Genomic DNA, 23,588 nt, shown 5'->3' on the forward strand with positions numbered 1-23,588 from the left:
AGCTATTCCGGGAAGGTGACCATGCGCGTGAACCGCGCCAGGATCTGGTCGAGCAGCATGCCGACGATGCCGATCATCAGGATGGCGATGATGACGTTGGTGATCGAGAGGTTGTTCCACTCGTTCCAGACGAAGTAACCGATGCCGGTGCCGCCGACGAGCATCTCGGCCGCGACGATCACGAGCCAGGCGATGCCGATCGAGATCCGCATGCCCGTGAGGATCGTCGGCGCCGCGGCCGGCAGGATCACGGTGAAGGCGCGCCTGACGGTGCCGACTTCCAGCGTACGCGCGACGTTGATCCATTCCTTCCGCACCGAGGCGACACCGAATGCGGTGTTGAGCAGCATCGGCCACACCGAGCAGATGAAGATTACGAAGATCGCGGAGATCGAAGAATCCTTGATGGTGTAGAGCGCGAGTGGCATCCAGGCGAGCGGCGAGATCGGTTTCAGCACCTGGATGAAGGGATCGAGTGCCTTGCTGATCAGTGGCGACATGCCGATCAGAAAGCCAAGCGGGATCGCGACCATGACGGCGAGCAGATAGCCGAGGCCGACGCGCGCGATGGAATAGCCGAGCTGGATGCCGAGCCCTTTGTCGTTCGGCCCGTTGTCGTAGAACGGCTGCCTGAGATGCTCCCACAATTTGGCGCCGACATCGAGCGGTCCCGGCATCGCCGATTTGCCCTGGGTAGCCGTCAGCCCCATCAGCTTGGCGTATTCCGGCGACATGTTGGTGGCGGCCGACGTCGGGCGCGTGGCGAGATGCCAGATGCCGAGGAACGCGGCTAAAAGCACGATCGAGACCACGGCCGCGCGGAAGCGAAGGGATGAGGTCATCTTCTCCTTCTCCCCGCTTGCGGGGAGAAAGTCGGGATGAGGGGCGCTCTCCGCGCTGCTAGTGTCAATTGATAGACCTGTACCCCCTCACCCGCCGCGCAAGAGCGCGGCGACCTCTCCCCGCAAGCGGGGCGAGGTAAGGAAAGAGCGATGCTTCCCATCACGACGCCTTCCTGATCTTGAAGCTGTTCAGATATTCCTCGGGCTTGGCGGGATCGAAATTCTTGCCCATCACCGAAAAACTCTTGGTCGTCGTGGTGGGCGGCGTCAGCCCGGCTTCCTTCATCAGCCTTGTGGCGTCGGTGGCGAGATAGACCTGCGCGGCGATGCCGGCATAGTCGATGTCGCCCTTGATCTGACCCCAGCGCTTCATCTGGGTCATGATCCAGACGGCGAAAGATTGCCACGGGAACGGATCGAAATCGACGCGGTTCGGCTGGGTGACGATGTTGCCGAGACCGTCGGCGAAGGTGCCGGTCAAGATCTGCTCCAGCACGATCGGCGGCTGGTTCAGATAGTTGGCCGGCGCGATCGCGTTTGCGATCTCCTTGCGGTTCTCCGCCTTGTGCGCGTACGCAGTCGCCTCGATGATCGACTTGAGCAAGGCGCCATAGGTATTCGGCATCGTCGTGACGAATTCCTTCGACGCGGCGAAGGCGCAGCACGGGTGCCCTTCCCAGATGTCCTTGGTCAGGATGTGGATGAAGCCTGCGCCGTCGAACACGGCACGCTGGTTCATCGGATCGGGCCCGAGAAAACCGTCGATATTGTCGGCGCGCAGATTGGCGACCATTTCCGGCGGCGGCACCGCGCGGATCTGCACGTCGGTATCGGGATCGAGGCCGTGCTCCGCGAGATAGTAGCGCAGCAGATAGTTGTGCATCGAATAGTCGAACGGCACTGCGAACTTGAAACCCTTCCAGCTCTTCGGGTCGCGCTTGTCCTTGTGCTTGACCGACAGCGTGATCGCCTGCCCGTTGATGTTCTCGACCGCCGGCATGGTGTAGGGGATCGGATTGGAGCCGGCGCCCATGGTGATGGCGAGCGGCATCGGGGACAGCATGTGGGCGGCGTCGTATTCCTTGTTGAGAGTCTTGTCGCGAATGACCGCCCAGCCGGCGGTCTTGATGACTTCGACGTTCAAGCCGTTCTTGGAATAAAACCCCATCGGCGCCGCCATGATGATCGGCGTGGCGCAGGTGATCGGGATGAAGCCGACCTTGAGGTCTTTCTTCTCGAGCGGCCCGCCCTGCGCGAACGCTTCGGTCGCGGTCTTGAGCGGGAAGAATTGCGACAGCGCGGCCGCGGCGGTTGCCGCGCCCACCGATTTCAGAAATGCGCGTCGTGCAACGTCCTGCGGAAACATCGCCCGCATCACGGCGGAGGCGACGACACCCTCGTAGCGCTTCTGCTCGCTCTCGATGGCGGATTGGGCCTGCAGTTGCGCGGCCTGATGATCGGCTTCGCTGACATGCTGGCCGCAAGAGCAGCCACCGGCATGAAGACGACGGTTTGGATCGAATGGGTTGTCGAAGGTAGACATCAGCCCTCCTGCGCGACGTTTGCCCCCTAATTAAGCAAGGCATATGCCAGCCCCGCTTTGCGGCGATGGCGCTGACATCACAGGGATTTTGCTGATATTGGCGATTACGAAAATTCGTGTTACACGAAATATCGTAATTGAATTACGAGATTTCGGAGTAACGGATGGATCTCGCCCTCGGTTCAACCGTCCCGCCGCAGGACGTCGAACTCCGCGCCGCCACGTTCGAATTCGCGATCGAGCCGACGCTGCTGCTCGATCCCCATGCCGACCAGATCGTCGACGCCAATCCGGCCGCCTGCACCCTGCTCGGCTACGATCGCGCCCTGCTGCGGCAGACCAAGGTCTCTACGCTGCACAGCGGCCAGTTGCCGGCGCTGATCGTCTTTACCCAGGCGGTGCTCGACAAGGGCGCGTACTGGACCAACGCACTGACGCCGCGCCACGCTACGGGGCAAAGCCTGCGCCTGGAATATGCCGGCTCGCTGGTGCCGGAAGGAGGACGTTCGCTGGTGCTGCTCACCATGAGCGATCTCGACGCGCGCCGCCGCCGCTACGTCGATGCGGCGGCCGAAGACCACATGCGCGGCGGGATCGCGACCTGGCAGCGCGTCGAGCGCGTGTTCCAGGATATCGAACGGGAAAACCAGTTGATCCTGCGCGCCGCCGGCGAAGGCATCTACGGCGTCAACGCCGAGGGCAAGACCACCTTCGTCAACCCGGCGGCCGAACGCATGCTGGGCTGGGGCGCGGAAGAACTGGTCGGCAAGGAAATCCACCCGATCGTCCATCACACCCATCATGATGGGCGGCACTATCCCGATCACGACTGCCCGATCTATGCGGCCTTTCGCGACGGCGCCGTGCACCAGGTCGAGGGCGAAGTGTTCTGGCGCAAGGACGGCACGCCGGTCTGGGTCGAATACACCTCGACTCCGATCCGCGACCGCGGCGTCGTGGTCGGCGCCGTCATCGTATTCCGCGACGTTAGCCAGCGCCGCGAGGCCGACGAGAAGCTGCACGCCGCGCTCGCCGAAGTCGATCGCCTGCGCGAGCGGCTGGAGCTGGAAAACGCTTATCTGCAGGAAGAAATCCGCATCGAGACCAACCCGCGCGGCATCATCGGCCAGAGCGAGGCGATCCAGAAGACGCTGCGCCAGGTCAAGCTGGTGGCGCCGACGTCGGCGGCCGTCATGATCACCGGCGAATCCGGCACCGGCAAGGAATTGATCGCGCGCGCCATCCACGAGGCGAGCAGCCGCCGCGACCGCCCGCTGATCCGCGTCAACTGCGCGGCGATCCCGCGCGAACTCTTTGAAAGCGAGTTCTTCGGCCATATCAGAGGCGCCTTCACCGGCGCGATGCGCGATCGCATCGGCCGGTTCGAACTCGCCGATGGTGGCACGCTGTTCCTCGACGAAGTCGGCGAAATCCCGCTGGAGCTGCAAGGCAAGCTGCTCCGGGTGCTGCAGGAGGGCAATTTCGAACGCGTCGGCGAAGAGCGCACCCGCGCCGTCGACGTGCGCCTGATCGCCGCAACCAACCGCGATCTCAAGCAGGAAGTGCAGCGCGGCCGCTTTCGCGAGGATCTCTACTTCCGCCTCAATGTCTTTCCGGTGGAGTCGGTGCCGCTGCGCGAGCGCCGCGAGGACATCCCGCTGCTAGCGCAGCATTTTTTGACACGCGAGAGCAAGGCGCTGAAATCCGACCTGCGTCTGTCGGAAGGCGATGCGCGCAGGCTCTCGCGCTACGACTGGCCCGGCAATGTCCGCGAACTCCAGAACGTGATCGAGCGCGCGGCGATTCTAGCGCAGAGCGGCCGGCTCCGCATCGACCTGCCCGACGCATCCGGTGCTCCGCCCTCCCCCGGCGCGCCGCGCGTGAAAGCAGATAGCCGTCCCGCGGTCATGACATCAGCGGAAATGCGCGCGCACGAACGCGCCAACATCCTCGCCGCGCTTCAGGCTTGCTCCGGCAAGGTGTTCGGCCCCGGCGGCGCCGCCGAGATGCTCGACATCAAGCCGACCACGCTAGCCTCACGCATCAAGGCGCTGGGGATTACCGAACGCTCGCGTGGCGCCGCGGGTCTCAGCGGATAGACGCGGCCGTCAGCCTGACTCGGCTCATCTGGTCAGGCTGCGATCCGGTCCAGCCTATCGGTCAAATGACTTGGCCGCCGGAGACTTCGATCCGCTGGGCGTTGATCCAGCGATTGTCGTCGGTCAGCAGCTTCGCGATCATCGGGCCGATGTCGTCAGGCACACCGACACGACCAAGGGCTGTCATGCCCGCGAAGGTCTTGTTGAGATCCGGCGTGTCGCGGACGGCGCCGCCGAGGAAGTCTGTCTCGATCGCTCCCGGCGCCACGGTATTGACCGCAATGCCGCGGCTACCGAGTTCCTTCGCCATGTAAACGCTGAGCACCTCGACCGCTCCCTTCACCGCCGAATAGGCGGAGAAGCCGGGGAAGGAGATGCGGGTCAGGCCGGAGGACAGGTTCACGATCCGCCCGCCGTCCGCGATCAGCGGCAACAGCGCCTGGGTGAGGAAAAACACGCCCTTGAAATGGACATTGACCAGCTTGTCGAACTGCGTCTCGGTCGTCTCCGCGATCGAAGCCATGTCGCCATGGCCGGCGTTGTTGACAAGGTGATCGAACGTATCGCGCTGCCAGGTCTTCCGCAGCGCGGTCCGCAGGCGCTCGGCGAAAGGCTTGAACGCGGAGACATCGCCAACATCGAGCTGGAGTGCGATCGCCGTGCAGCCCATCGCCTCGATCTCGGCGACAACGGCTCGAGCGCGTTCCTCACGGCTCTGATATGTGATGATGACATCGCTACCCTCGCGGGCGATGTTGAGCGCAGTGTTCCGGCCAAGCCCGCGGCTTGCTCCGGTAATGAGAGCGATCTTGGTCATGCTAGGTTCCTATTGCTTGCGTGGCCACGCTGATATGCAGCCTGGGAGCTGGCCTTTGTTGCCGGAACCTCGACGATCTTTGCCTATTCCTACAGATCGAATTTACGCATCGGTTCAGGCGCGATAGGATCGCTGCATGACCGACACTCTCCTCAAGGCTGTTCGCCGCTATGCCGAGGTCCATGCCGATCCGGCTGGGGTTGCCCGAACGCCGATTCCTGGCCTGACGACCATTCGTGCGACCGCACCGAGCGGCATGGACTATGCGATCTCCCGCCCGCTCGCCTGCCTTGTGCTGCAGGGAACCAAGCAAGTGACGATGGGCAATCGGGCTTTCACGTTCAGTGCCGGCGACTCTCTGCTGATCACGGCTGACGTGCCAACGGTAAGCCAGGTCACACGGGCGAGCATCGCCGCACCCTACTTCTCGCTTGTATTGGACTTGGATCCGGTGGTGATCGCAGAGCTCGCCGTGGAGATGAAGGCGGTGCCGATCGCCGAGGGCGCGCCCGTGCGCCACGAGCCGACCGACGCCGAAGTCACCGACGCAGCGCTTCGGCTGATGCGCCTGATTGAGCGCCCGGCATCGGTGCCAGTTCTGCGCACACAGTTGGTGCGTGAGATGCACTACTGGCTCCTGGCCGGACGGCATGGGGCGGCGATCCGACATCTTGGCTGGCCGGACGGCCATGTGCAACGCGTGGCGCGCGCGGTCGCGGTGCTTCGAGCCGAATTCGCTCAGCCATTGCGGGTCGCGCGCCTCGCGGTTATTGCCGGGATGAGCCCATCGGCCTTCCACCAGCACTTTCGCACCGTGACGTCTCTTTCTCCGCTGCAGTTCCAGAAACAATTACGTCTGATCGAGGCGAGACGGCTGATGCTGTCGGATGGAGTGACCTCGAGCAGCGCCGCATTCGCGGTCGGCTACGAGAGCGTCTCTCAGTTCACCCGGGAATACGCGCGCATGTTCGGTTTGCCGCCCATCCGAGAGACCAAGGCGGCAAGGGGCAATATCCGGGCCGCCTAATCCGGGCCGGCTCCGCATCGACCTGCCCGATGCCGCAGGCGTCCAGCCCACTCCGGGATCGGCGCGTGAAAGCCGACGCCCGTCCCGTGGTCATGACCGCAGCGGAAATGCGCGCGCACGAGGGTGCCAACATTCTTGCCGCGCTTCAGGCCTGCTCCGGCAAGGTGTTCGGGAAATTTCACCTCGAGCGAGCCTTTATCAGCAACGGAAACCTCGCCGCTTGTCGATGCGTTGACATGCTGTTGTCTTGATTGTCAACAGCAAGAGGCCATCAATGTCGATAGGCACACGCCGAGCCCAATTAATAGGCGCATTCGGCGCCATTTATCTGTTATGGGGTGGGACATATCTAGCGATCGCGCTAGGCTTGCAGTCAATCCCTCCTTTGCTGCTGATTGGAGCGCGCTCCATTCTCGGTGGCGCTGTATTGCTTGGCTTCTCGCAATTGAGGAGATTGACTCCACGATCGCGGGAAGATTGGCGGCACGCTGCAATCAGTGGCGCGCTCCTCTTCATCGGATGTCACGGGACCCTCGCATATGCCCAGCGTTATGTCCCTTCGGGGTTATCGGCCATCTTCTTGGCGACCATTCCGTTCTGGATCGTGCTTGTCAACGTATCAACTGGTCAAAGCGAAGCTTTGAGAAGGCTCTTGGCGCTTGTGCCCGGCTTGGCCGGCGTCGCATTAATCGCATGGAATGAAACGTCGAATACGCACAATTCGCTGCCGATCGGTGTGATTCTTTTGCTTCTGGTATCCTCTCTGTCCTGGGCACTCGGCAGCGTGTACGTGCAAAGGCGTGCAGCCCATATTCCGCCCCATGATCTTGCTGGCATGCAGCTTATCTGTGGTAGCGTCGGCCTGTTGGTGCTGAGTCATTTGGTCGGCGAATGGATCGACTTCTCGCCTCGCCAGGTCTCAATCGTGTCGCTCGGGGGTATGCTCTATCTGGCGCTCCTCGGTAGCGTCGTCGGGAACACAGCCTACCTGTGGCTGCTCGATCGCATGTCCGCCCCGGTTGTCGCCACTTACACCTTCGTCAATCCAGTCGTCGCGCTCATGCTTGGAGCATGGATTCTTGGCGAACGGATTACGATGCTGAGCTTAACGGGCGCGGCGTTGGTGATCAGCTCTGTTGCGGCGCTTCTCTACTTTGCGAGTGCCGATGAGCGGGCTTGACAGCGATCCACTGCGGATCGACGACAAAACTTGCGCGACACGGGATGCGGAGGCCTCATTAACTGGCCGGTAATGGCCCAAAGGCGCATGCGCCTTCGAGAGCAAAGCGGACCTGACGTAACTACCAGGACAATGCCCTAGTAGCGGCGGCCGCCGACCGCGAAGGACGAAGCGCCGGGCAGCGAATTGATCTCGCTGTCGAGGCGGCCTGACTGCTGGACGTAGCCGACCCCGAGCGACAGGCTGAGATTCGACGTTGCCTGGAATTCGATGCCGGCATACGCGCTACTGACGGGCAGCGTGCCGGATTTGGAATCGAACGGCGCGAACGGGCCGCCGATGCCGGTATTGTATTTCAACGTGTCGAAACCGGCATAGAAGGTGACGGGCAGCCCGCCGTTCTTCAGGCTGTAACCGAACTGCGCGCCTTCGCTGTAGATTGATCCGAAACTGCCGAAGGTGCTCTGGCCAAGGCTGCTGAAGCCCGTGGTGCTGCGCTGGCTGCCGACAAAAAAGCCGTTCGAGAAATTGTAGCGCGCATAGGAAGAGCCGTTACCGAGGTCGCGGAAGTCGAAGCTCGGAAAGTTGCCGTAGGCATCGGGGCTCTCGCCCGCAGTGCCGCTGAATCCCATCGGCCAGCCCGGGATCCAGTAATTTACCGGCGAGGCCTGGGCATGGGCCGCCGGCGCGCCCAGCCACAGCATCGCCACGACCAATGCAAGACCAAATCTGCGTGAGAACATCGACATCCGCGCGACCACCCGATTGCGTCGCGATTATACGCAGCGCAGATCGGGAACGCCAGCGCGGCGATGGCGCGGTTCCATTAGTTCGCGCCATCGCTTCAAGCATTGCAGGCCGCCGTGTTGCCGTTAATTCCGTAGAATCAGACGGCAACCACCGACGCGCCGTTATGCTGCCTTGGTGAGCTTGGCGTCCATCGGCAGGCCCTCCTCGATGGGCAGCGACGGATCGCGCGACCATTCGTTCCAGGAGCCGAAATACATCCGCACATCCTTCACGCCGGCGTTCTTCAAGGCGAGAAACGTGTTCGAGGCGCGCGCGCCCTTGAAACAGTAGAGATAGACCGGCGTGCTTTGCGTGATGCCGACGGTGGCGCATTCCGCCAGGATTTCGTTCTTGGACTTGAAGCGTGGCCCTTCCGCGGTCGGCTTCATCATGCGGTACCATTCGAGCCAGACGGCGCCGGGGATGCGTCCCTTGCGCGGGCAGAAATCCTTCCCATACGGAGAAGAGCTTTCGCCGATCCACTCGTCGATGTCGCGGACATCGAGCAGTGCGATACCGGGCTTGCCGACGGCGGCGAGCATGGTCTTGGCGTCGATCAGGATGTCGCCGGCTTCTGGCAGAACCGAGAACGACGCCTTCACCGGCGACGGCACGTCCTTGGTCACCGGCAGGCCCGCAGCCGCCCAGGCATCGTAACCGCCATGCAGCACCTTGACCTTGGGATAGCCGAGCATGGTCAGGAGATAATAGCCGCGGCAGGACTGACCGAAGCCGGAATTCATCGACTGCTCGTAGATGACCGCGGTCTCTTTGCCCGAAAGGCCGGCGGCGCCGAACGCGTCGGCGAATTTCGTTTTCAGTTCGTGAATGCCCTCCGGCGTCGAGGTCGCCAGATAGGTGAAGATTTCATGGACGTTGACGGCGCCGGGGAGATGCCCCGCGCCGTAAGCCTCGGGATTGCGGGTGTCGATGACGACGCACGGCTCTTGCTTGAGGAATTCCGCGAGTTCGCCGGCAGTTATCAGAACGTCCGTCATGGCAGGCTTCTCCTGTTTCAAGGTTGCGGGTTGGGGTCGGTCGGAAGTCAGTGCTCGTCGCCTGCCAGCATCTTGCGGAGCTGCTTGGTGGCGGGCGTAACGATGGCAACGAAATAGGCTTCGCGCAGCCGGCGCTGCGCGCGATGGCTCTTGAGGTAGCCGCGCGCACCGCAATGGAGCATCGCCGCATGCGCGGCCGCGACGCTGGCGTCGCCGAGCCGCAAGCGAAGTGCGACGACGCGCCGCCAATAGCTGTCGTCGGAGTTATAAGGATCGCTCGCCAGCGCCATCGCCTCCTTTTCGAACTCGGCGTGGAGTTCGCGGAATTGCGTCGGCTGCTGCGGCAGATAGCGGTTGACGTGCCCGAGCGGCGCCTCGACCTCGTCCATGATCTCGATGCAATCCTTGATCAGGCCGAGCGCCATGCCGGTCTGCAGCAGAATGAAGCCGGCGCGGATCTTTTTCACGAACGGCGCGGCCTGTTCGGCCAGGATCAATTCATCGGGCACGAACGCGTCGCGGAACTGCACGCCATAGGTGCCGGTGCCGTCCATCGCGAGAAAAGGTTTGCACGGCTGCAGCGTGATCGCGGGATCGGAGCAGTCGGCGAGGAACATCACAATGCCGCCGCCCTCGTCCTCGCGCTCGAAGATGGTGCCGAAGAAATGATCGGGACCAAGGTTCGACACCCACGGCAGCGCCCCCTTGACGACGTAGCCGCCCTCGACTTTGCGTCCCTTCAATTTGAGCTTCTCGATGCCGAAAAAACTCTTCATCGGATTGGAGAGCCCGGTGCCGCCGAGCACCCGTCCGCTCGAAAAACTGTCGCCGAAGCGCCTTGCAAGCTTCAGATTGGTCGAGTTCGCCGCGTACCAGACCAGCGTGTTCTGGCACCAGGCCATGAACGCCGTCGCACCGCAGACCTCCCCGATCGCAGCGATCGACTGGATGGCACAACGCAGGTCGGCCGGTCCCTCCTGCGGGACATGGCTGCCCCACGCGCCGATCTCACCGAAACCGCGCAGCAACGCGTCGGGATAGGCGGAGCCGGCATCGATGGCCAGCGCCAGCGGCGCCAGGTCGCGGCGAGCCAGTCTGGCAACCTCGTCAACAATCGTGGGAGCGGGCTGATCTGCAACTTCGACCCGCGACAAAGCTAGTGAACCCATGATCTCCCGCTCCCTCTTGCACGCGTTCCGCGTTACGTTAGATGCCGACCTCGAGATTGACGGGCCGCGTAAAGGTGTTGGCGACCGGCGACCACTTCTTGACGTGGGTGACCAGCGCGTCGATCTCGGCTTTGGAAACGCCCTCGCATTCCATGTCGACCTTGACGCGCACATCGGTGAAGCCGACCGGCTTCTCGCTGACGTCGCCGGTGCCCCACACCGCCGTGATGTTGAGGTCGCCCTCGAGTTCGAGTTCGAGCTTGTTGACGATCCAGCCGCGGTGAACGGCGTTGGCGTGCAGGCCGACGGCAAGGCACGAGCCGAGCGCAGCCAGCGATGCTTCGGAAGGATTGGGCGCGGTGTCGTCGCCCAAAAGGCCCGGCGGCTCGTCGACGATATAGGGCGCGAGGTTGCGGATGTAGTTGGCGTGGCGAAACTTGCCCTCCGCCACCGTCTTGCACTTCAAGGTCTTGATGACCTTCGGATTGGCCTTGCCGTTGGCGATGAGCTGCTCGAGCCCGCCTCTGTCGATCGGGGCCAGGCAGCCCGTCAGCACTGTTTTTTGAGCAACCGCAGTCATCATTTCTCTCCCTGAGTAGGATACCGAACGTTCTGTTTCCTGCATTAAGCGTGCCAGAACCGGCCGAAACCAAAAGCCGAACTTCTCTCGCTGCTTAGCCATGCCTGCCCGGAAATTGATCAGCGCCGCGCTGCTCACGCGCGATGCAGTTGCCGCGCGGCTTGCGATTATTTTCGGCGCAAAGATGCGGCTTGATGATTGCGGCGCGGTTCGATTAACTGGCTGGCATGGGCAAATCAGTTCCGAAGAAGAAGCAGTTCGCCGCGGGAGACGAGGAAACCGCGCGCGGCCGCCTGCTCAGCGCGGCGACGCATCTGTTCTGCAAGAACGGCATCAACGCCACCGGCATCGACGCCATCATCGACGAGGCCGGCACCGCGAAAACCACGCTCTACAAACTGTTCGGATCGAAGACCAACCTCGTCAACGCCGTGCTGGAAAGCGAAGGCAAGGCATGGCGCGAATGGTTCATCGGCGCCATGGAGGATGGCGGCGGCGACGCGCAGGCAAAGCTGAAGCGGATTTTTCCGGCGCTGAAGCGCTGGTTCGCGGAGGAACGCTTCTACGGCTGCCCCTTCATCAACGCGGTGGCCGAGCACGACAAGGACGCCAAGCAATTCCGCAACATCGCGCTGCGCCACAAGAAAGTGGTGCTGGCGCATATCGAGAAGCTCGCCAGTGAGATGGGCGCCGCCGAACCGCAGGTGCTCGCGCATCAACTCGCGCTGTTGATCGACGGCGCCATCGTCGCCGCGATGGTCTCGCGCGATCCCTCGGTCGCCGATACCGCAGGCCTTGCCGCCAGCAATCTGTTCGGGCCTTCGAGAGCAAAGAAGCCGAAGCGGACCGGTAGTCCCGCCGAGTTGGTCGCCGTCTGACGGCCGCTAGTACGACGCGAAAGCCGTGGCACCGAAAGCCAGAAAGAGAACGCCGGCCACGATCAGGGCGACGCCAGCGGCACGGCTGAGCCATTGGCTACGAGGCAGCAATTTCTCGAAGGCGACATAGATCGCAACAGCGGCGACCCAGGCGAGGTTCATGACACCGGCGACGAAAAGCAGCGCCATCAGAAACCAGCAGCAGCCGACGCAATAGCCGCCGTGCAGCAGGCCCATGCGGAACGCGCCAAGTGTGCCCGGTTTCCAATACCGGCTCAGGAACATTATGGGACTCTGGCAATAATGCAGACAGGCGTGCTTGAGCGGCGTGAACTGATAGAGCCCGGCGGTGAGCAGGATGATCCCGGCGAGCACAGTGCTGGTGCTCGCCATCATGCCGGACAGCAATCCGGCCTGATCAAGTCCCCACTGCAGCGAGACCGCAACGAGGCTGAAGCCTGCCCAGATCACGACATAGCCGGCGAGAAACAGCCAGCTTGCAACGACGGGGCTATCCGTCGTCGCCTGCCTGCGCTTGATCGCCGTGAACAGCAGGATCGTCGGCGCTGCGCTCGGCACCATCATCGCAACCATCATCACCCACCACATCGCGAACATGAGCCCGGCCTGCGCCAGCGACCACGGCTCAGGGTCCATCGGCATATCGGCCATGCTCATGTCGATGCCGGCGCCGGCAAGCAGATAGCCCCAGGAGAACGCAACCACGGTGGCTATTCCGATGGCCACGATCAGGCGATCGTGCCGCAGGGTCTGCTCGAGCGTCCAGGTCCCCGTCATGAATCCGCTCCCGATGCTGGAACGGCACCTAGTTGGATTCTGCTGCGGCGCTAGGCCGCGACGCCGTCCGGCGTCTGGACCACGTTGGCGAGCGAACTATGCGTGCCCTTGGTTTCGAATTTTATGGCGCCGGTCGAACGAATATTGGCCGAGGCAACCTCCGCCGCCCTGTGTTCGAAGCCTTCTGGCATCACAACCTGCACGCGGTGAGGCTCTCCGGTCACGGGATTCTTGATCGGCTCAACCTCGGTCTCCAGCACACCCGGCACGACGACACGCGCCACGCGCCCATTCTTGTCGAACGAGAACTCGAACGGCGCAAACACCGGCTCATGCATCTTGGTCACGATCAGGCTGAGAATCTGGAACAGCGTGCCTTCGGCGGAATGCTTGCCCGACATGATGTTGAACAGCGCTTCGCGCTGTTCCGGTGTGGCACGCTCGTCGACAATTGGTTGCAGCTGGCCGTTGCCCTCGTGCAACGCTCCGGGAAAATGAACGGTCGCCGCGAAAACCAGGCCGTCGAGTTTGGTTTTCTCGAAATGCCCTTTGGTGATCCGCATGCCGACCATTCCCTTGCAATACCCCTCGGTCGGCAGGGCATTGAAATCGCACGGACAGCCAAACGCGCAATTGCAGTTCTTGATCCATTCGCCTTCGAGACGCCAGTCGGATGTAGCCATGACAGACCTCCGCGTTGCGTTGTCGATTGGACTGCAGCCGCCTGGCAATGCTCGCCAGCGTCAAACGCGCGTCGATGCGAACGGGCTCGTGGTCAACGCATCGGCGCCATGCCACGATAGTTGGCATCGGGCGGCCTGCTGTCCGAGCACCGCAAGCCTACTCCGTTTGTGAGCGGGACGACAGTGACCCGGCCGACGGTTCCATGTGTCGGATGGCGAAACACCTGCTGGCCAGAAGCGCCAAGCTAACCGCGTTCCAGCAAGCACGCTTCCAGCCGGCCCAGCTCAGACGCCAGATCGCCCTCCACATCCGCCACCTTCATCTCGATCACGCGATAGTCGCGCGCCTCCAGCCAGGCCTTCCGCATGGCGCGGTCGGCAATGATCGCCTCCGACTCGTTCGGGTTGACCAGTTCGATCGCGAGCCGATGCACAAAGGAGACGAAATCGGGAATGTGGCGGCCGACCGGCGTCTGGCGCTTGAACTGGCCGGCAAACCGGCGGTCGCGGGTCAGCGCCTGCCACAGGATCCGCTCGGCATCCGTCGGGTTGCGGCGAAGCAGGCGGGCGAGCCCGCGCACGGTCGAGCTGTCGCCGGGCGCCGCCGGCCCCTGCCCATGCTCGGCCAGAAGCGCCCGCAGCCGTGTCGCCTGCTCGCCGTCGAGCACGCCGCCCTTGGCCGGGCCCTTGCGCCCTTCCGCGATCGCCATCACCACGCCGTGCAGGGTGTGCATGTCCTGCTTGGTCGGGTCCATACGGGTGAAGATGTTGCGCAGATTCACCAGCATGGTGTCCCGCTTCTCCCGCGGGCGGAGGAATTCGACCTTGTCGAGTTCCCGGACTAGGTTGTCGAAGAAGGCCTGCATTTGGTGCTGCGAGGCCGGCTCCGACCGCTCCGGCATCGCGAACGGCAGCGCGCCGCCGGTCGACAGCTTGAACCACTCATAGCCGATCAGCAGCACCGCCTGCGCCAGGTTCAGCGAGGCAAAACCCGGGTTGACCGGAAAGGTGATGATCCGGTTGGCGAGCGCGACTTCCTCGTTCTGCAGGCCATAGCGCTCGCGGCCGAACAGGATGCCGGCCCCGCCGCCGTTGCCGACATGGGCCACGATCTCGGCCGCCGCTTCCACCGGCGCGACCACCGGCTTGGCCTGGTCATGGGCGCGGGCCGTGGTGGCAAACAACAGCGTCAGGTCCGCGACCGCCTGTTCGACGGTGTCGAACAACTGCGCCTGTTCCAGAATCTGGTCGGCGCCGGCCGCCGCCCGCTGCGCGGCGATGTTCGGCCAGCCGTCGCGCGGATTGACGATCCGCAAGCGCGACAGCGCGAAATTGCCCATCGCACGCGCGGCCATGCCGATATTCTCGCCGAGCTGCGGCTCGACGAGGATCACAACAGGTCCGGCTAAGTCGAAATCAGACTTGGTTTTATCGGTGCCGGACATTTCTCGACTTCACCTTCTGATTCAATTTCCGAAGTTGATTCAACCTCTGAAGGTTTTTGAATCACCGCGATGGATTCAGTTCGTTTCGGATGGCGGCCCAATTCGCGAGCCTGCTGCGCGGCTTACTAACCTCTCCGCGCGCTCGCTCAAAGCCTCAAGGAGGCCCTGATCCCGCACCGTCGCTTGCGCGCATTAGACTTTCGGATAGGCTAACAATCACAAGCAAAGCGAAGCGAAGCTGCAAACAATCCCGAGCGCCGGTTCAACGGTGAAGGGCATCAACGGGAGGCGTCCATGCGCGGCAGGTGGTCGTTGGCGATTGTCGGCGTGGTCCTGATCCTGGCGGGCGGCCTGCTCGCCCATTTCACCCAGACTGCCGGCGGCATCCGGATCGAGGATGTCAGGTTCAAGGGCGCCAAGGGCAACACCATGAGTGGGTTGCTCTACATCCCGCCCAACGCCACGCCGCAGATTCCCGCCCCCGGCATTCTCGCGGTTCACGGCTACATCAATTCGCGCGAGACCCAGGACGGTTTCGCTATCGAGTTCGCCCGCCGCGGTTATGTCGTCCTCGCGCTCGACCAGACCGGCCACGGCTACAGCGACCCGCCCGCTTTCGCCAACGGATTCGGCGGCCCCGATGGCCTCGCTTATCTGCGCAGCCTGGAAATCGTCGACAAGAACAATATCGGGCTTGAGGGCCACTCGATGGGCGGCTGGACCGTGCTGGCGGCGGCGACGGCCGCGCCCAACGACTACAAATCGATGGTGCTGGAGGGCTCCTCGACCGGAAAACCGTTTGCGGCCGAGGGCACGACCACCTGGCCACGCAACGTGGCGCTGGTGTTCGCCAAATACGAGGAATTCTCCACCCTGATGTGGGGCGTCGACCTTGCCCGCGACGTGACCCAGAGCCCGAAACTCTGGGCCCTGTTCGGCACTCAGGGCCCGGTCGAGCCGGGCAAGGTCTATGGCGACATCGCGCAAGGCACCGCCCGGGTGCTGTATACCCCCGCCATCACCCACCCGGCGGAGCACATTTCCCACGAGGCGATCGGCTACAGCCTCGACTGGTTCGCCAAAACCCTGCAGGGCGGCACGCCCCGCCCGGTCGATGACCAGATCTGGTTCCGGAAAGAAATCGGCACGCTGATCGCCCTGCTCGGCTTCGTCGCGCTCTTGATCGGCGCCTTCGATGCGCTATTGGAAGCGCCGATGTATTCCCGCCTGCGGCTGCCGGAGATTGCCGACGGCACCATGCCGGAACATGTCGCCGCGAGCGGCCGCCGTTGGACCGCCGCCTTCATCCTGTCGGCCTTCATTCCGGCGCTGACGTACTATCCGGCATTCGCGCTGGGCGGGACATTCCTAAAACCCTCCGCCTTGCTGCCGCAGGGCATTACCAACCAGATCCTGGTCTGGGCCGTCATCAACGGCCTGATCACGCTGGCCTTGATGCGGTTCGCGCCCAAGCGCGCCAGCCGAAGCGGCATTGTCCTGCAGTCGGCCGTGATCGCCGTCGCGTCCGTCGCGATCGGCTATGCCGCGCTTTGGCTTGCCGATCTCGCCTTCAAGATCGACTTCCGGTTCTGGATCGTCGCGATCAAATTGATGAGCCCCAAGCAGTTCCTGATCTTCCTGATCTACGTCGTGCCGTTCACGACCTTTTTCGTGATCGCGCTGCATGTCCTGCATCGCAATTTTTCGACCATGGCGGCACCCCGGGACGCGCTTTACCTGACCAATATTCTAGCACTGACGCTGGGCTTCATCGTGCTCGTGGGCGGGCAATACGCCATCCTCTGGCTCACCGGAAAGCTGTTCAACCCGCTGCCCGACCCCGGCTTCGTGCCGCTCTCGACCATCGTCGCCATCCAGTTCGTTCCGCTTCTGGCGATCTGCGCCGTGATCGCAACCTTCACCTGGCGGCGGACCGGCTCCAGCCTGCCCGGTGCCCTGATTTGTGGCCTGTTCGTGACTTGGTATGTGGTAGCGGGGACGGCGACCCAGGCAGCAATCTAATCTAAAGGATGGGCTGAAACTGCATAACAGCTTGGCTTCCGCCGGCCGGTTTGCGGTGCTATAGGCCGCGTATAATCACTCCACCCCGCCCGTATCAGCGGTTTTCCGAGAAAAGGCCCCTTCCGTCATGGCAAAAATCAAGGTGTCCAACCCCGTCGTCGAACTCGATGGCGACGAGATGACCCGGATCATCTGGCAGTACATCAAGGACAAGCTGATCACCCCGTTCCTGGATGTCGAGCTTCTGTATTTTGACCTCGGAATGGAGTACCGCGACCAGACCAACGACCAGGTCACGATCGATGCCGCCAACGCCATCAAGAAGGTCGGCGTCGGCGTCAAATGCGCCACCATCACCCCGGACGAGGCCCGGGTGAAGGAATTCAACCTGAAGGAAATGTGGAAGTCGCCGAACGGCACCATCCGCAACATCCTCGGCGGCGTCATCTTCCGCGAGCCGATCATCTGCAAGAACGTGCCGCGCCTGGTTCCCGGCTGGACCAAGCCGATCATCATCGGCCGCCACGCCTATGGCGACCAGTACCGCGCCACCGACATCAAGTTCCCCGGAAAGGGCACGCTGACGATGAAGTTCGTTGGCGAGGACGGCACGGTCATCGAGAGGGAAGTGTTCAAGACCCCGGGCTCCGGCGTCGCGATGCAGATGTACAACCTCGATGACTCCATCATCGACTTCGCCCGCGCCTCCTTCAACTACGGCCTGTTGCGCGGCTATCCGGTCTATCTCTCGACCAAGAACACGATCATGAAGGTCTATGACGGCCGCTTCAAGGACATCTTCCAGGATGTCTTCGACCGCGAGTTCAAGAAGGAGTTCGAAGCCAAGCGCCTGACTTACGAACACCGCCTGATCGACGACATGGTGGCATCAGCGCTGAAATGGTCCGGCGGCTACGTCTGGGCCTGCAAGAACTACGACGGCGACGTGCAGTCGGATACGGTTGCCCAAGGCTACGGCTCGCTCGGCCTGATGACCTCGGTGCTGCTGACGCCCGACGGCAAGACCGTGGAAGCCGAAGCCGCGCACGGCACGGTGACCCGGCACTATCGCGAGCACCAGAAGGGCAAGGAGACCTCGACCAACTCGATCGCGTCGATCTTCGCCTGGACGCGCGGCCTCGCCCACCGCGCCAAGCTCGACAACAACCCGCAGCTCGCGAAATTCGCCGATACGCTGGAAAAGGTCTGCGTCGCGACCGTCGAGGAAGGCTACATGACCAAGGACCTCGCGCTCCTGGTCGGCGCCGACCAGCGCTGGCTGTCCACGACCGGCTTCCTCGACAAGGTCGCCGCCAATCTCGAAAAGGCGATGGCGGCCTAAGCCGCCTTCGCAACTCCCCCACATCATTCCCTGCGACAAACGCTAAGCGTTTGCGCACGGGGACAGAGCGACAAAGCAATCCACGTCTTGGAGCACGATGGATTGCTCGACGCCTGTCGTCGGGCGCGCATTCGCACGGCCGGCTGGCTCGCAATAATAGAAAATCCACGACGGAGCATTACTGTGTCGTTCACTAAGAGCATCGCGCTCGCCGCCTTCCTATTGATCGGGTCGCTTGTCAACGCGACCGCCCAGAAAGCGCTTCCCGAGGCCATCGCAGCTCCGGGCGAAACCCCGATACTTACGCTGCATGCCGAAGGCGCGCAGGTCTACGAATGCAAGAGCGGCGGTGACGGCACACTCACCTGGGCGTTTCGCGAGCCGATCGCGACGCTTTTCCAGGACGGCAAGACGGTCGGCCGGCATTACGCCGGACCGAACTGGGAATTCAGCGACGGCAGCGCGGTGGTTGGCCAGGTCGCCGGCACCGCTCCGGGCATGGTCGCGAACGACATTCCCTTGCTGAAGCTCACAGTGACTTCCCGGCGCGGCAACGGTGTTCTCAGTCCGGCGACGACGGTGCAGCGGATCAACACGGCGGGTGGAAGGCTCAACGGCACCTGTTACAAGGCGGGCACCTATGAAAGCGTCCCCTACTCGGCCGATTACGTGTTCCTGCGCAAGGGCTGAGCGCTTTCTCCGTCATGTAGCGCCCCTGACCATGTCGAAACGGCATTGCCCAACGGCGGCGGCCCCCAATCGGCATGCGGACAGGCTGCGCCCAAACCGGCGCCGGCTGTCCACCACCGGCTTCCCCGACAAGGGCTCGGACAATCTCGCCAAGGGCAATGGCGGCATAATGAGCCGGCGATGGTGTTGGTCCTTCGGGGCCAACATCAGGGATCTATGATGCCGTATCTCGGAAATATCGCGCTCGCCGGGTTCTTGTTGTCGGCCTCAGCCCTGGCTGCGAACGCGCAGACACCGCTTCCCGAGGCCGTCGCGGCACCCGGCGAAACCGTCGTCCTCACACTCCACGCCGAAGGCGCGCAGGTCTACGAATGCAAGGCTGCCGCCGACGGCAAGCTGGCCTGGGCGTTCCGCGAGCCGACCGCGACGCTGCTGCTCGACGGCAAGACTGTCGGCCGGCACTATGCCGGGCCGAACTGGGAACACATCGACTCGAGCGCCGTCGTCGGCAAGGCCGTCGGCAACGCGCCCGGCGCGACAGCGAACGATATTCCCTTGTTGAAGCTGACGGTGACGTCCGGGCGCGGCACCGGCATCCTCTCCGGCGTCACCACGGTGCAGCGGATCAATACGGTGGGCGGAAAATTCGAAGGTGCCTGCGACAAGGCCGGGAGTTACCACAACGCTCCCTACTCCGCGGACTACGTGTTCCTGCGCAAGGGCTGACATCACGCTACGCCGCCACCCGGGGAGTTGCCGATGCTGTTCATGGTGATCGAGCGCTTCAAGGACCAGGATGCGATTCCGGTCTACCAACGCGTTCGCGCCCGGCATCACATCCCCGCCAGCGTCAGCCTGCACATTGTGACCGACTATCCAGGTGCATCGACCGCGCTTCGCGCTATCGCTAACCCATCGCCACCTTGCCGTCCCCGTGCTCGCGTCCGTCGAGCCACAACGTGCCGAGCGCGAACGCCAGCCAGCCGAAATTGTAGAGGAAGCCAATTATCAGAACGACCCAGCCGGGAATCGGTCCGACTGCGGCGCGATCGACAAATTCCGCGAGGGTTGACGCGGGCGCCGGATGGATTGCGATCTTGCCGTAATAGGCAATCACCTGCACGGCGAGAATCCAGACGTAGTTGCGGCGCAGTCGCCGCCCCGCCGCGCGAACAAACGAGATGTGGTGGCGGGGCGCGGTGTAGTCGCGCCCGAGCGTCACCTGCCAGCTATCGTCGCGGGCTTCGCCGGTGAATATTGGCGCGTAGAAATTCATCTCCATCCACCGCGCTCGGGCGCGCCAGACATTGAAGTAGCGATAGCGTCGCGCCTCCATGCCGAGAAACACGGCAATGAGCAGGCCCACGAGCAGGAGCGGCAGCGGTGAAGCCTCCGGGCTCGAAAATGTCGTTGAGAGGGCGATGCCCATTGTGACGATCGCCCAGTTGGTCGTGTTGTCGAGCCGCGTTCGCCAGATCGTCGAACGGTAGACCTCGCCCCGGTAAAGATGAGCGATGGCGCCCATCTCGGCAGAATTGAAGATGTGTTGGTGATGTGTTTCGCTGGAAGCCGTGACAGACATGGCGGGACTCCGGTTATCCGAACCGGGGATCACCGGCGTTGACCGCGAGAATCCATGTCATCAACGCCGATGAACCTATCCGGATTTGTGACCCCGCAACTATGCTCGCCCCGAGGCCGAATTGCCAGCAACAGGTCGAACAATAGAACGGTGCACCGCACACTATTATCCGGTGACAAGGATTGCTTCCGCCTTCGCTCTTCGAGCTACGCGGACAAGTCGTCGCTCCCTTGCGCACAACGCTTCGGGTTTGTCGCAGGCAATGACGGCGGCGCGATATGACGCTTTCGGGCGCCTGCCAGATCAGGCCCCGCCCATCGCCTGTTCGATCGCGGACAGCGCCGCGTTGGCCTTGGCGCCGTCGGGGCCGCCGGCCTGCGCCATGTCGGGCCGGCCGCCGCCGCCCTTGCCGCCGAGCGCTTCGGAGCCCTTGCGCACCAGTTCGACCGCGTTGAAGCGCGCGGTGAGATCGGCGGTGACGCCGACGACGATCCCGGCCTTGCCGTCCTCGGTGACGCCGACGATCGCGACGACGCCGGAGCCGATCTGCTTCTTGCCGTCGTCGACCAGGCTCTTGAGGTCCTTGGTCTCGACGCCCTCGACCGCGCGGGCCAAGAGCTTGACGCCTCCCGCTTCGCGCACGCCGCCGGCCGCGCCCCCGCCATTGGTGGCGCCGCCGCCCATCGCGAGTTTCTTGCGCGCATCCGACAGATCGCGCTCCAGCTTCTTGCGCTCTTCCATCAGCGCCGTGATGCGCGAGGGCATGTCGTCGACCGAGGTACGCAGCTCCGCGGCAGCGTTCCTGGCGAGCGCCATCGTGTCGTTGGCGTGCTTGCGCGCGTGACGCCCGGTCAGCGCCTCGATGCGGCGCACGCCCGAGGACACCGCGCTTTCGCTGGTGACCGAGATCAGGCCGATATCGCCGGTACGGCGCACATGGGTGCCGCCGCACAGTTCGACCGACCAGCCGAGCGCGTTCTGGCCGTGCGCGCGATCCTGCTTGCCCATCGACACCACGCGGACCTCGTCGCCATATTTCTCGCCGAACAGGGCGCGCGCGCCGGCCTCGCGGGCATCATCCACCGCCATGATGCGGGTGGTGACCTCGTCATTCTCCAACACCACATCGTTGGCGATGTCCTCGACACGGGCGAGTTCTTCCGCCGTGATCGGCTTCGGATGTACGAAGTCGAAGCGCAGCCGATCCGGCGCCACCAGCGAGCCGCGCTGGGCGATGTGATCGCCGAGCACCTGGCGCAGCGCCTCGTGCAAGAGATGCGTCGCCGAGTGATGCGCGCGGATCGAAGACCGGCGCCCATGATCGACTTCGAGCTGCAGCGCGCTGCCGACCTTCAGCGTGCCCTGCTCCACCGTGCCCAGATGTACGAACAGATCGCCCGCCTTCTTCTGCGTGTCCGTGACGCGGAACTTGACGCCGTCGCCGGTTAGCAGGCCGATGTCGCCGACCTGGCCGCCGGACTCCGCATAGAACGGCGTCTGGTTCAGCACGATCGCGCCGCTCTCACCCGTCTTCAGGCTGTCGGCATCCGCGCCGTCCTTCACCAGCGCAGTCACAACGCCCTCGGCGCTCTCGGTGTCGTAGCCGAGGAATTCGGTGGCGCCGAGCTTTTCGCGCAACGGGAACCAGATGGCCTCGCTGGCGGTATCGCCCGAGCCGGCCCACGACGCGCGCGCCTTGACGCGCTGCCGCTCCATCGCGTCCGAAAACGCCGCTTGATCGACGCTGATACCGCGCGACTTCAGCGCGTCCTGCGTCAGGTCGAGCGGGAAGCCATAGGTGTCGTACAGCGTGAACGCGGTGTCGCCGTCGAACATGTCGCCTTTCTTCAGGCCGGCGCTCTTCTCGTCGAGGATCGACAGGCCACGCTCCAGCGTCTTGCGGAAGCGGGTCTCTTCCAGCCGCAGTGTCTCCTCGATCAATCTCTCGGCACGCACCAGATCCGGATAAGCCTGGCCCATCTCGCGGACCAGCGCCCAGACCAGGCGGTGCATCAGCGGCTCCTTCGCGCCAAGCAACTGCGCATGGCGCATGGCGCGTCGCATGATCCGGCGCAGCACATAGCCACGGCCCTCGTTCGACGGCAGCACGCCGTCGGCAATCAGGAACGACGACGCACGCAGATGGTCGGCAATGACGCGGAACGACGCGATGTTATCCTTCTTGGGACCATGCCCGAGCGCTGAACCCGTCGCGTCGATCAGGTTACGGAACAGATCTGTCTCAAACACGCTTTCGACGCCCTGCAGGATGCAGGCCATGCGCTCCAGCCCCATGCCGGTGTCGATCGAGGGACGCGGCAGCGGCACGCGCTCCTCCTTCGTCACCTGGTCGAACTGCATGAACACCAGATTCCAGAATTCGAGGAAGCGGTCGCCGTCCTCCTCCGGGCTGCCGGGAGGTCCGCCCCAGATGTGTTCGCCGCGATCGATGAAGATCTCGGAGCATGGACCGCACGGGCCGGTATCGCCCGCCGCCCAGAAATTGTCCGAGGTCGCGATGCGGATGATGCGATCGTCCGAGAAGCCGGCGATCTTCTTCCAGTAGCCCGCCGCCTCATCGTCGTCGTGGTAGATGGTGACGAGCAGCTTATCCTTCTTCAGCCCGAAATCCTTGGTGACCAGGTTCCAGGCGAGCTCGATCGCGCGCTCCTTGAAGTAGTCGCCGAAGGAGAAGTTGCCGAGCATCTCGAAGAAGGTGAGATGGCGCGCGGTGTAGCCGACATTGTCGAGGTCGTTGTGCTTGCCGCCGGCACGCACGCACTTCTGCGCGGTGGTGGCGCGCTGATAGGAACGCTTCTCGATCCCCGTGAAGACGTTCTTGAACTGCACCATGCCGGCCGCCGTGAACATCAACGTTGGGTCGTTGCGCGGCACCAGCGGCGACGACGGCACGATTTCGTGGCCGTTCTCCTTGAAGAAGTTCAGAAAGGTCGACCTGATGTCGTTGACGCTGCTCATGTTCATCCAATCGGGCAAAGGGCCGGATCAGGCGGCAACCAGCCCTTAACCCTCCGGCGGAACGCTTTTAGACAAGGCCGCCTGCGGTGTCCAGAAACTGTGCAGGCGGATCATAGGCTTGCCGC

At 63.3% G+C, this 23,588-nt stretch carries 21 protein-coding genes; 9 read left to right on the top strand and 12 right to left on the bottom strand.

Annotated features, from left to right (window positions below):
* Positions 1–2: 2 nt before the first annotated feature.
* Both ntrB and AC0QUY_RS10435 read right to left on the bottom strand, forming a co-directional pair.
* Positions 3–842 (bottom strand): nitrate ABC transporter permease, encoded by an 840-nt coding sequence (gene ntrB / locus AC0QUY_RS10430; RefSeq protein ID WP_161853671.1) that lies wholly within the window; start codon positions 840–842, stop codon positions 3–5.
* Positions 843–1,002: 160 nt separating this feature from the next.
* Positions 1,003–2,385 carry a CmpA/NrtA family ABC transporter substrate-binding protein gene (locus AC0QUY_RS10435; RefSeq protein ID WP_475386764.1) on the bottom strand — a complete coding sequence of 461 codons (1,383 nt, stop codon included), beginning with the start codon at positions 2,383–2,385 and terminating at the stop codon, positions 1,003–1,005.
* A 164-nt stretch (positions 2,386–2,549) separates the two neighbouring features.
* Between AC0QUY_RS10435 and AC0QUY_RS10440 the strand changes: the two genes are divergently transcribed.
* On the top strand, positions 2,550–4,484 hold the full coding sequence (locus tag AC0QUY_RS10440) for a sigma 54-interacting transcriptional regulator (RefSeq protein WP_475386765.1): 1,935 nt from the start codon (positions 2,550–2,552) through the stop codon (positions 4,482–4,484).
* A gap of 61 nt (positions 4,485–4,545) precedes the next feature.
* On the opposite strand, the gene AC0QUY_RS10445 is transcribed toward AC0QUY_RS10440, so the two are convergent.
* The gene (locus tag AC0QUY_RS10445; RefSeq protein WP_475386766.1) at positions 4,546–5,301 is read right to left on the bottom strand and encodes an SDR family NAD(P)-dependent oxidoreductase; all 756 of its coding nucleotides are present in this window, start codon (positions 5,299–5,301) and stop codon (positions 4,546–4,548) included.
* A gap of 136 nt (positions 5,302–5,437) precedes the next feature.
* Between AC0QUY_RS10445 and AC0QUY_RS10450 the strand changes: the two genes are divergently transcribed.
* The 3 genes from AC0QUY_RS10450 (at position 5,438) to AC0QUY_RS10460 (ending at position 7,508) form a co-directional block, all read left to right on the top strand.
* On the top strand, positions 5,438–6,328 hold the full coding sequence (locus tag AC0QUY_RS10450) for an AraC family transcriptional regulator (protein WP_475386767.1): 891 nt from the start codon (positions 5,438–5,440) through the stop codon (positions 6,326–6,328).
* A 65-nt stretch (positions 6,329–6,393) separates the two neighbouring features.
* Positions 6,394–6,579 carry a hypothetical protein gene (locus AC0QUY_RS10455; RefSeq protein ID WP_475386768.1) on the top strand — a complete coding sequence of 62 codons (186 nt, stop codon included), beginning with the start codon at positions 6,394–6,396 and terminating at the stop codon, positions 6,577–6,579.
* A 23-nt stretch (positions 6,580–6,602) separates the two neighbouring features.
* Positions 6,603–7,508: an EamA family transporter gene (locus AC0QUY_RS10460; RefSeq protein ID WP_475386769.1), complete on the top strand. Its 906-nt coding sequence runs from the start codon at positions 6,603–6,605 to the stop codon at positions 7,506–7,508.
* Between the two features lie 137 nt (positions 7,509–7,645).
* Here the strand turns inward: AC0QUY_RS10460 and AC0QUY_RS10465 are convergent, their stop codons facing one another.
* From AC0QUY_RS10465 to AC0QUY_RS10480, 4 genes are all read right to left on the bottom strand, one after another.
* On the bottom strand, positions 7,646–8,257 hold the full coding sequence (locus AC0QUY_RS10465; RefSeq protein WP_475386770.1) for a hypothetical protein: 612 nt from the start codon (positions 8,255–8,257) through the stop codon (positions 7,646–7,648).
* Positions 8,258–8,419: 162 nt separating this feature from the next.
* Positions 8,420–9,295, bottom strand: coding sequence for a sulfurtransferase (locus tag AC0QUY_RS10470; protein ID WP_475386771.1), 876 nt, complete (start codon positions 9,293–9,295; stop codon positions 8,420–8,422).
* A gap of 47 nt (positions 9,296–9,342) precedes the next feature.
* Complete coding sequence (locus AC0QUY_RS10475) at positions 9,343–10,464, bottom strand: acyl-CoA dehydrogenase family protein (protein WP_475386772.1); 1,122 nt, start codon at positions 10,462–10,464, stop codon at positions 9,343–9,345.
* Between the two features lie 37 nt (positions 10,465–10,501).
* Entirely contained in the window at positions 10,502–11,044 is a 543-nt protein-coding gene (locus AC0QUY_RS10480) for an OsmC family protein (protein ID WP_161853663.1), read from the bottom strand.
* A gap of 227 nt (positions 11,045–11,271) precedes the next feature.
* On the opposite strand from AC0QUY_RS10480, the gene AC0QUY_RS10485 reads away from it, so the two are divergent.
* Positions 11,272–11,922 (top strand): TetR/AcrR family transcriptional regulator, encoded by a 651-nt coding sequence (locus AC0QUY_RS10485; RefSeq protein WP_475386773.1) that lies wholly within the window; start codon positions 11,272–11,274, stop codon positions 11,920–11,922.
* A 6-nt stretch (positions 11,923–11,928) separates the two neighbouring features.
* Here the strand turns inward: AC0QUY_RS10485 and AC0QUY_RS10490 are convergent, their stop codons facing one another.
* The 3 genes from AC0QUY_RS10490 to AC0QUY_RS10500 form a co-directional block, all read right to left on the bottom strand.
* Positions 11,929–12,720: a DUF2182 domain-containing protein gene (locus tag AC0QUY_RS10490; RefSeq protein WP_475386774.1), complete on the bottom strand. Its 792-nt coding sequence runs from the start codon at positions 12,718–12,720 to the stop codon at positions 11,929–11,931.
* Between the two features lie 50 nt (positions 12,721–12,770).
* Positions 12,771–13,403, bottom strand: coding sequence for a DUF1326 domain-containing protein (locus AC0QUY_RS10495; protein WP_475386775.1), 633 nt, complete (start codon positions 13,401–13,403; stop codon positions 12,771–12,773).
* Positions 13,404–13,648: 245 nt separating this feature from the next.
* On the bottom strand, positions 13,649–14,848 hold the full coding sequence (locus AC0QUY_RS10500) for a TrmJ/YjtD family RNA methyltransferase (RefSeq protein ID WP_475386776.1): 1,200 nt from the start codon (positions 14,846–14,848) through the stop codon (positions 13,649–13,651).
* Between the two features lie 294 nt (positions 14,849–15,142).
* Between AC0QUY_RS10500 and AC0QUY_RS10505 the strand changes: the two genes are divergently transcribed.
* From AC0QUY_RS10505 to AC0QUY_RS10520, 4 genes are all read left to right on the top strand, one after another.
* Positions 15,143–16,870 (top strand): alpha/beta hydrolase family protein, encoded by a 1,728-nt coding sequence (locus AC0QUY_RS10505; protein ID WP_475386777.1) that lies wholly within the window; start codon positions 15,143–15,145, stop codon positions 16,868–16,870.
* Between the two features lie 127 nt (positions 16,871–16,997).
* Entirely contained in the window at positions 16,998–18,212 is a 1,215-nt protein-coding gene (locus tag AC0QUY_RS10510) for an NADP-dependent isocitrate dehydrogenase (protein ID WP_475386778.1), read from the top strand.
* 183 nt (positions 18,213–18,395) lie between these two features.
* The gene (locus AC0QUY_RS10515) at positions 18,396–18,902 is read left to right on the top strand and encodes a DUF3455 domain-containing protein (RefSeq protein WP_475386779.1); all 507 of its coding nucleotides are present in this window, start codon (positions 18,396–18,398) and stop codon (positions 18,900–18,902) included.
* 219 nt (positions 18,903–19,121) lie between these two features.
* Entirely contained in the window at positions 19,122–19,628 is a 507-nt protein-coding gene (locus AC0QUY_RS10520) for a DUF3455 domain-containing protein (protein WP_475386780.1), read from the top strand.
* Positions 19,629–19,809: 181 nt separating this feature from the next.
* Here the strand turns inward: AC0QUY_RS10520 and AC0QUY_RS10525 are convergent, their stop codons facing one another.
* On the bottom strand, positions 19,810–20,484 hold the full coding sequence (locus AC0QUY_RS10525; protein WP_161853656.1) for a DUF2270 domain-containing protein: 675 nt from the start codon (positions 20,482–20,484) through the stop codon (positions 19,810–19,812).
* A 303-nt stretch (positions 20,485–20,787) separates the two neighbouring features.
* Complete coding sequence (alaS, locus tag AC0QUY_RS10530; protein ID WP_475386781.1) at positions 20,788–23,463, bottom strand: alanine--tRNA ligase; 2,676 nt, start codon at positions 23,461–23,463, stop codon at positions 20,788–20,790.
* Positions 23,464–23,588: the final 125 nt, after the last annotated feature.

Source organism: Bradyrhizobium sp. WYCCWR15520 (assembly GCF_056174665.1).

Excerpts from the sequence above, each read along its gene's own strand:
- ntrB (WP_161853671.1), bottom strand. The coding sequence starts at position 842 with ATGACCTCATCCCTTCGCTTCCGCGCGGCCGTGGTCTCGATCGTGCTT.
- AC0QUY_RS10435 (WP_475386764.1), bottom strand. The coding sequence starts at position 2,385 with ATGTCTACCTTCGACAACCCATTCGATCCAAACCGTCGTCTTCATGCC.
- AC0QUY_RS10440 (WP_475386765.1), top strand. The coding sequence starts at position 2,550 with ATGGATCTCGCCCTCGGTTCAACCGTCCCGCCGCAGGACGTCGAACTC.
- AC0QUY_RS10445 (WP_475386766.1), bottom strand. The coding sequence starts at position 5,301 with ATGACCAAGATCGCTCTCATTACCGGAGCAAGCCGCGGGCTTGGCCGG.
- AC0QUY_RS10450 (WP_475386767.1), top strand. The coding sequence starts at position 5,438 with ATGACCGACACTCTCCTCAAGGCTGTTCGCCGCTATGCCGAGGTCCAT.
- AC0QUY_RS10460 (WP_475386769.1), top strand. The coding sequence starts at position 6,603 with ATGTCGATAGGCACACGCCGAGCCCAATTAATAGGCGCATTCGGCGCC.
- AC0QUY_RS10465 (WP_475386770.1), bottom strand. The coding sequence starts at position 8,257 with ATGTCGATGTTCTCACGCAGATTTGGTCTTGCATTGGTCGTGGCGATG.
- AC0QUY_RS10470 (WP_475386771.1), bottom strand. The coding sequence starts at position 9,295 with ATGACGGACGTTCTGATAACTGCCGGCGAACTCGCGGAATTCCTCAAG.
- AC0QUY_RS10475 (WP_475386772.1), bottom strand. The coding sequence starts at position 10,464 with ATGGGTTCACTAGCTTTGTCGCGGGTCGAAGTTGCAGATCAGCCCGCT.
- AC0QUY_RS10480 (WP_161853663.1), bottom strand. The coding sequence starts at position 11,044 with ATGACTGCGGTTGCTCAAAAAACAGTGCTGACGGGCTGCCTGGCCCCG.
- AC0QUY_RS10485 (WP_475386773.1), top strand. The coding sequence starts at position 11,272 with ATGGGCAAATCAGTTCCGAAGAAGAAGCAGTTCGCCGCGGGAGACGAG.
- AC0QUY_RS10490 (WP_475386774.1), bottom strand. The coding sequence starts at position 12,720 with ATGACGGGGACCTGGACGCTCGAGCAGACCCTGCGGCACGATCGCCTG.
- AC0QUY_RS10495 (WP_475386775.1), bottom strand. The coding sequence starts at position 13,403 with ATGGCTACATCCGACTGGCGTCTCGAAGGCGAATGGATCAAGAACTGC.
- AC0QUY_RS10500 (WP_475386776.1), bottom strand. The coding sequence starts at position 14,848 with ATGTCCGGCACCGATAAAACCAAGTCTGATTTCGACTTAGCCGGACCT.
- AC0QUY_RS10505 (WP_475386777.1), top strand. The coding sequence starts at position 15,143 with ATGCGCGGCAGGTGGTCGTTGGCGATTGTCGGCGTGGTCCTGATCCTG.
- AC0QUY_RS10510 (WP_475386778.1), top strand. The coding sequence starts at position 16,998 with ATGGCAAAAATCAAGGTGTCCAACCCCGTCGTCGAACTCGATGGCGAC.
- AC0QUY_RS10520 (WP_475386780.1), top strand. The coding sequence starts at position 19,122 with ATGCCGTATCTCGGAAATATCGCGCTCGCCGGGTTCTTGTTGTCGGCC.
- AC0QUY_RS10525 (WP_161853656.1), bottom strand. The coding sequence starts at position 20,484 with ATGTCTGTCACGGCTTCCAGCGAAACACATCACCAACACATCTTCAAT.
- alaS (WP_475386781.1), bottom strand. The coding sequence starts at position 23,463 with ATGAGCAGCGTCAACGACATCAGGTCGACCTTTCTGAACTTCTTCAAG.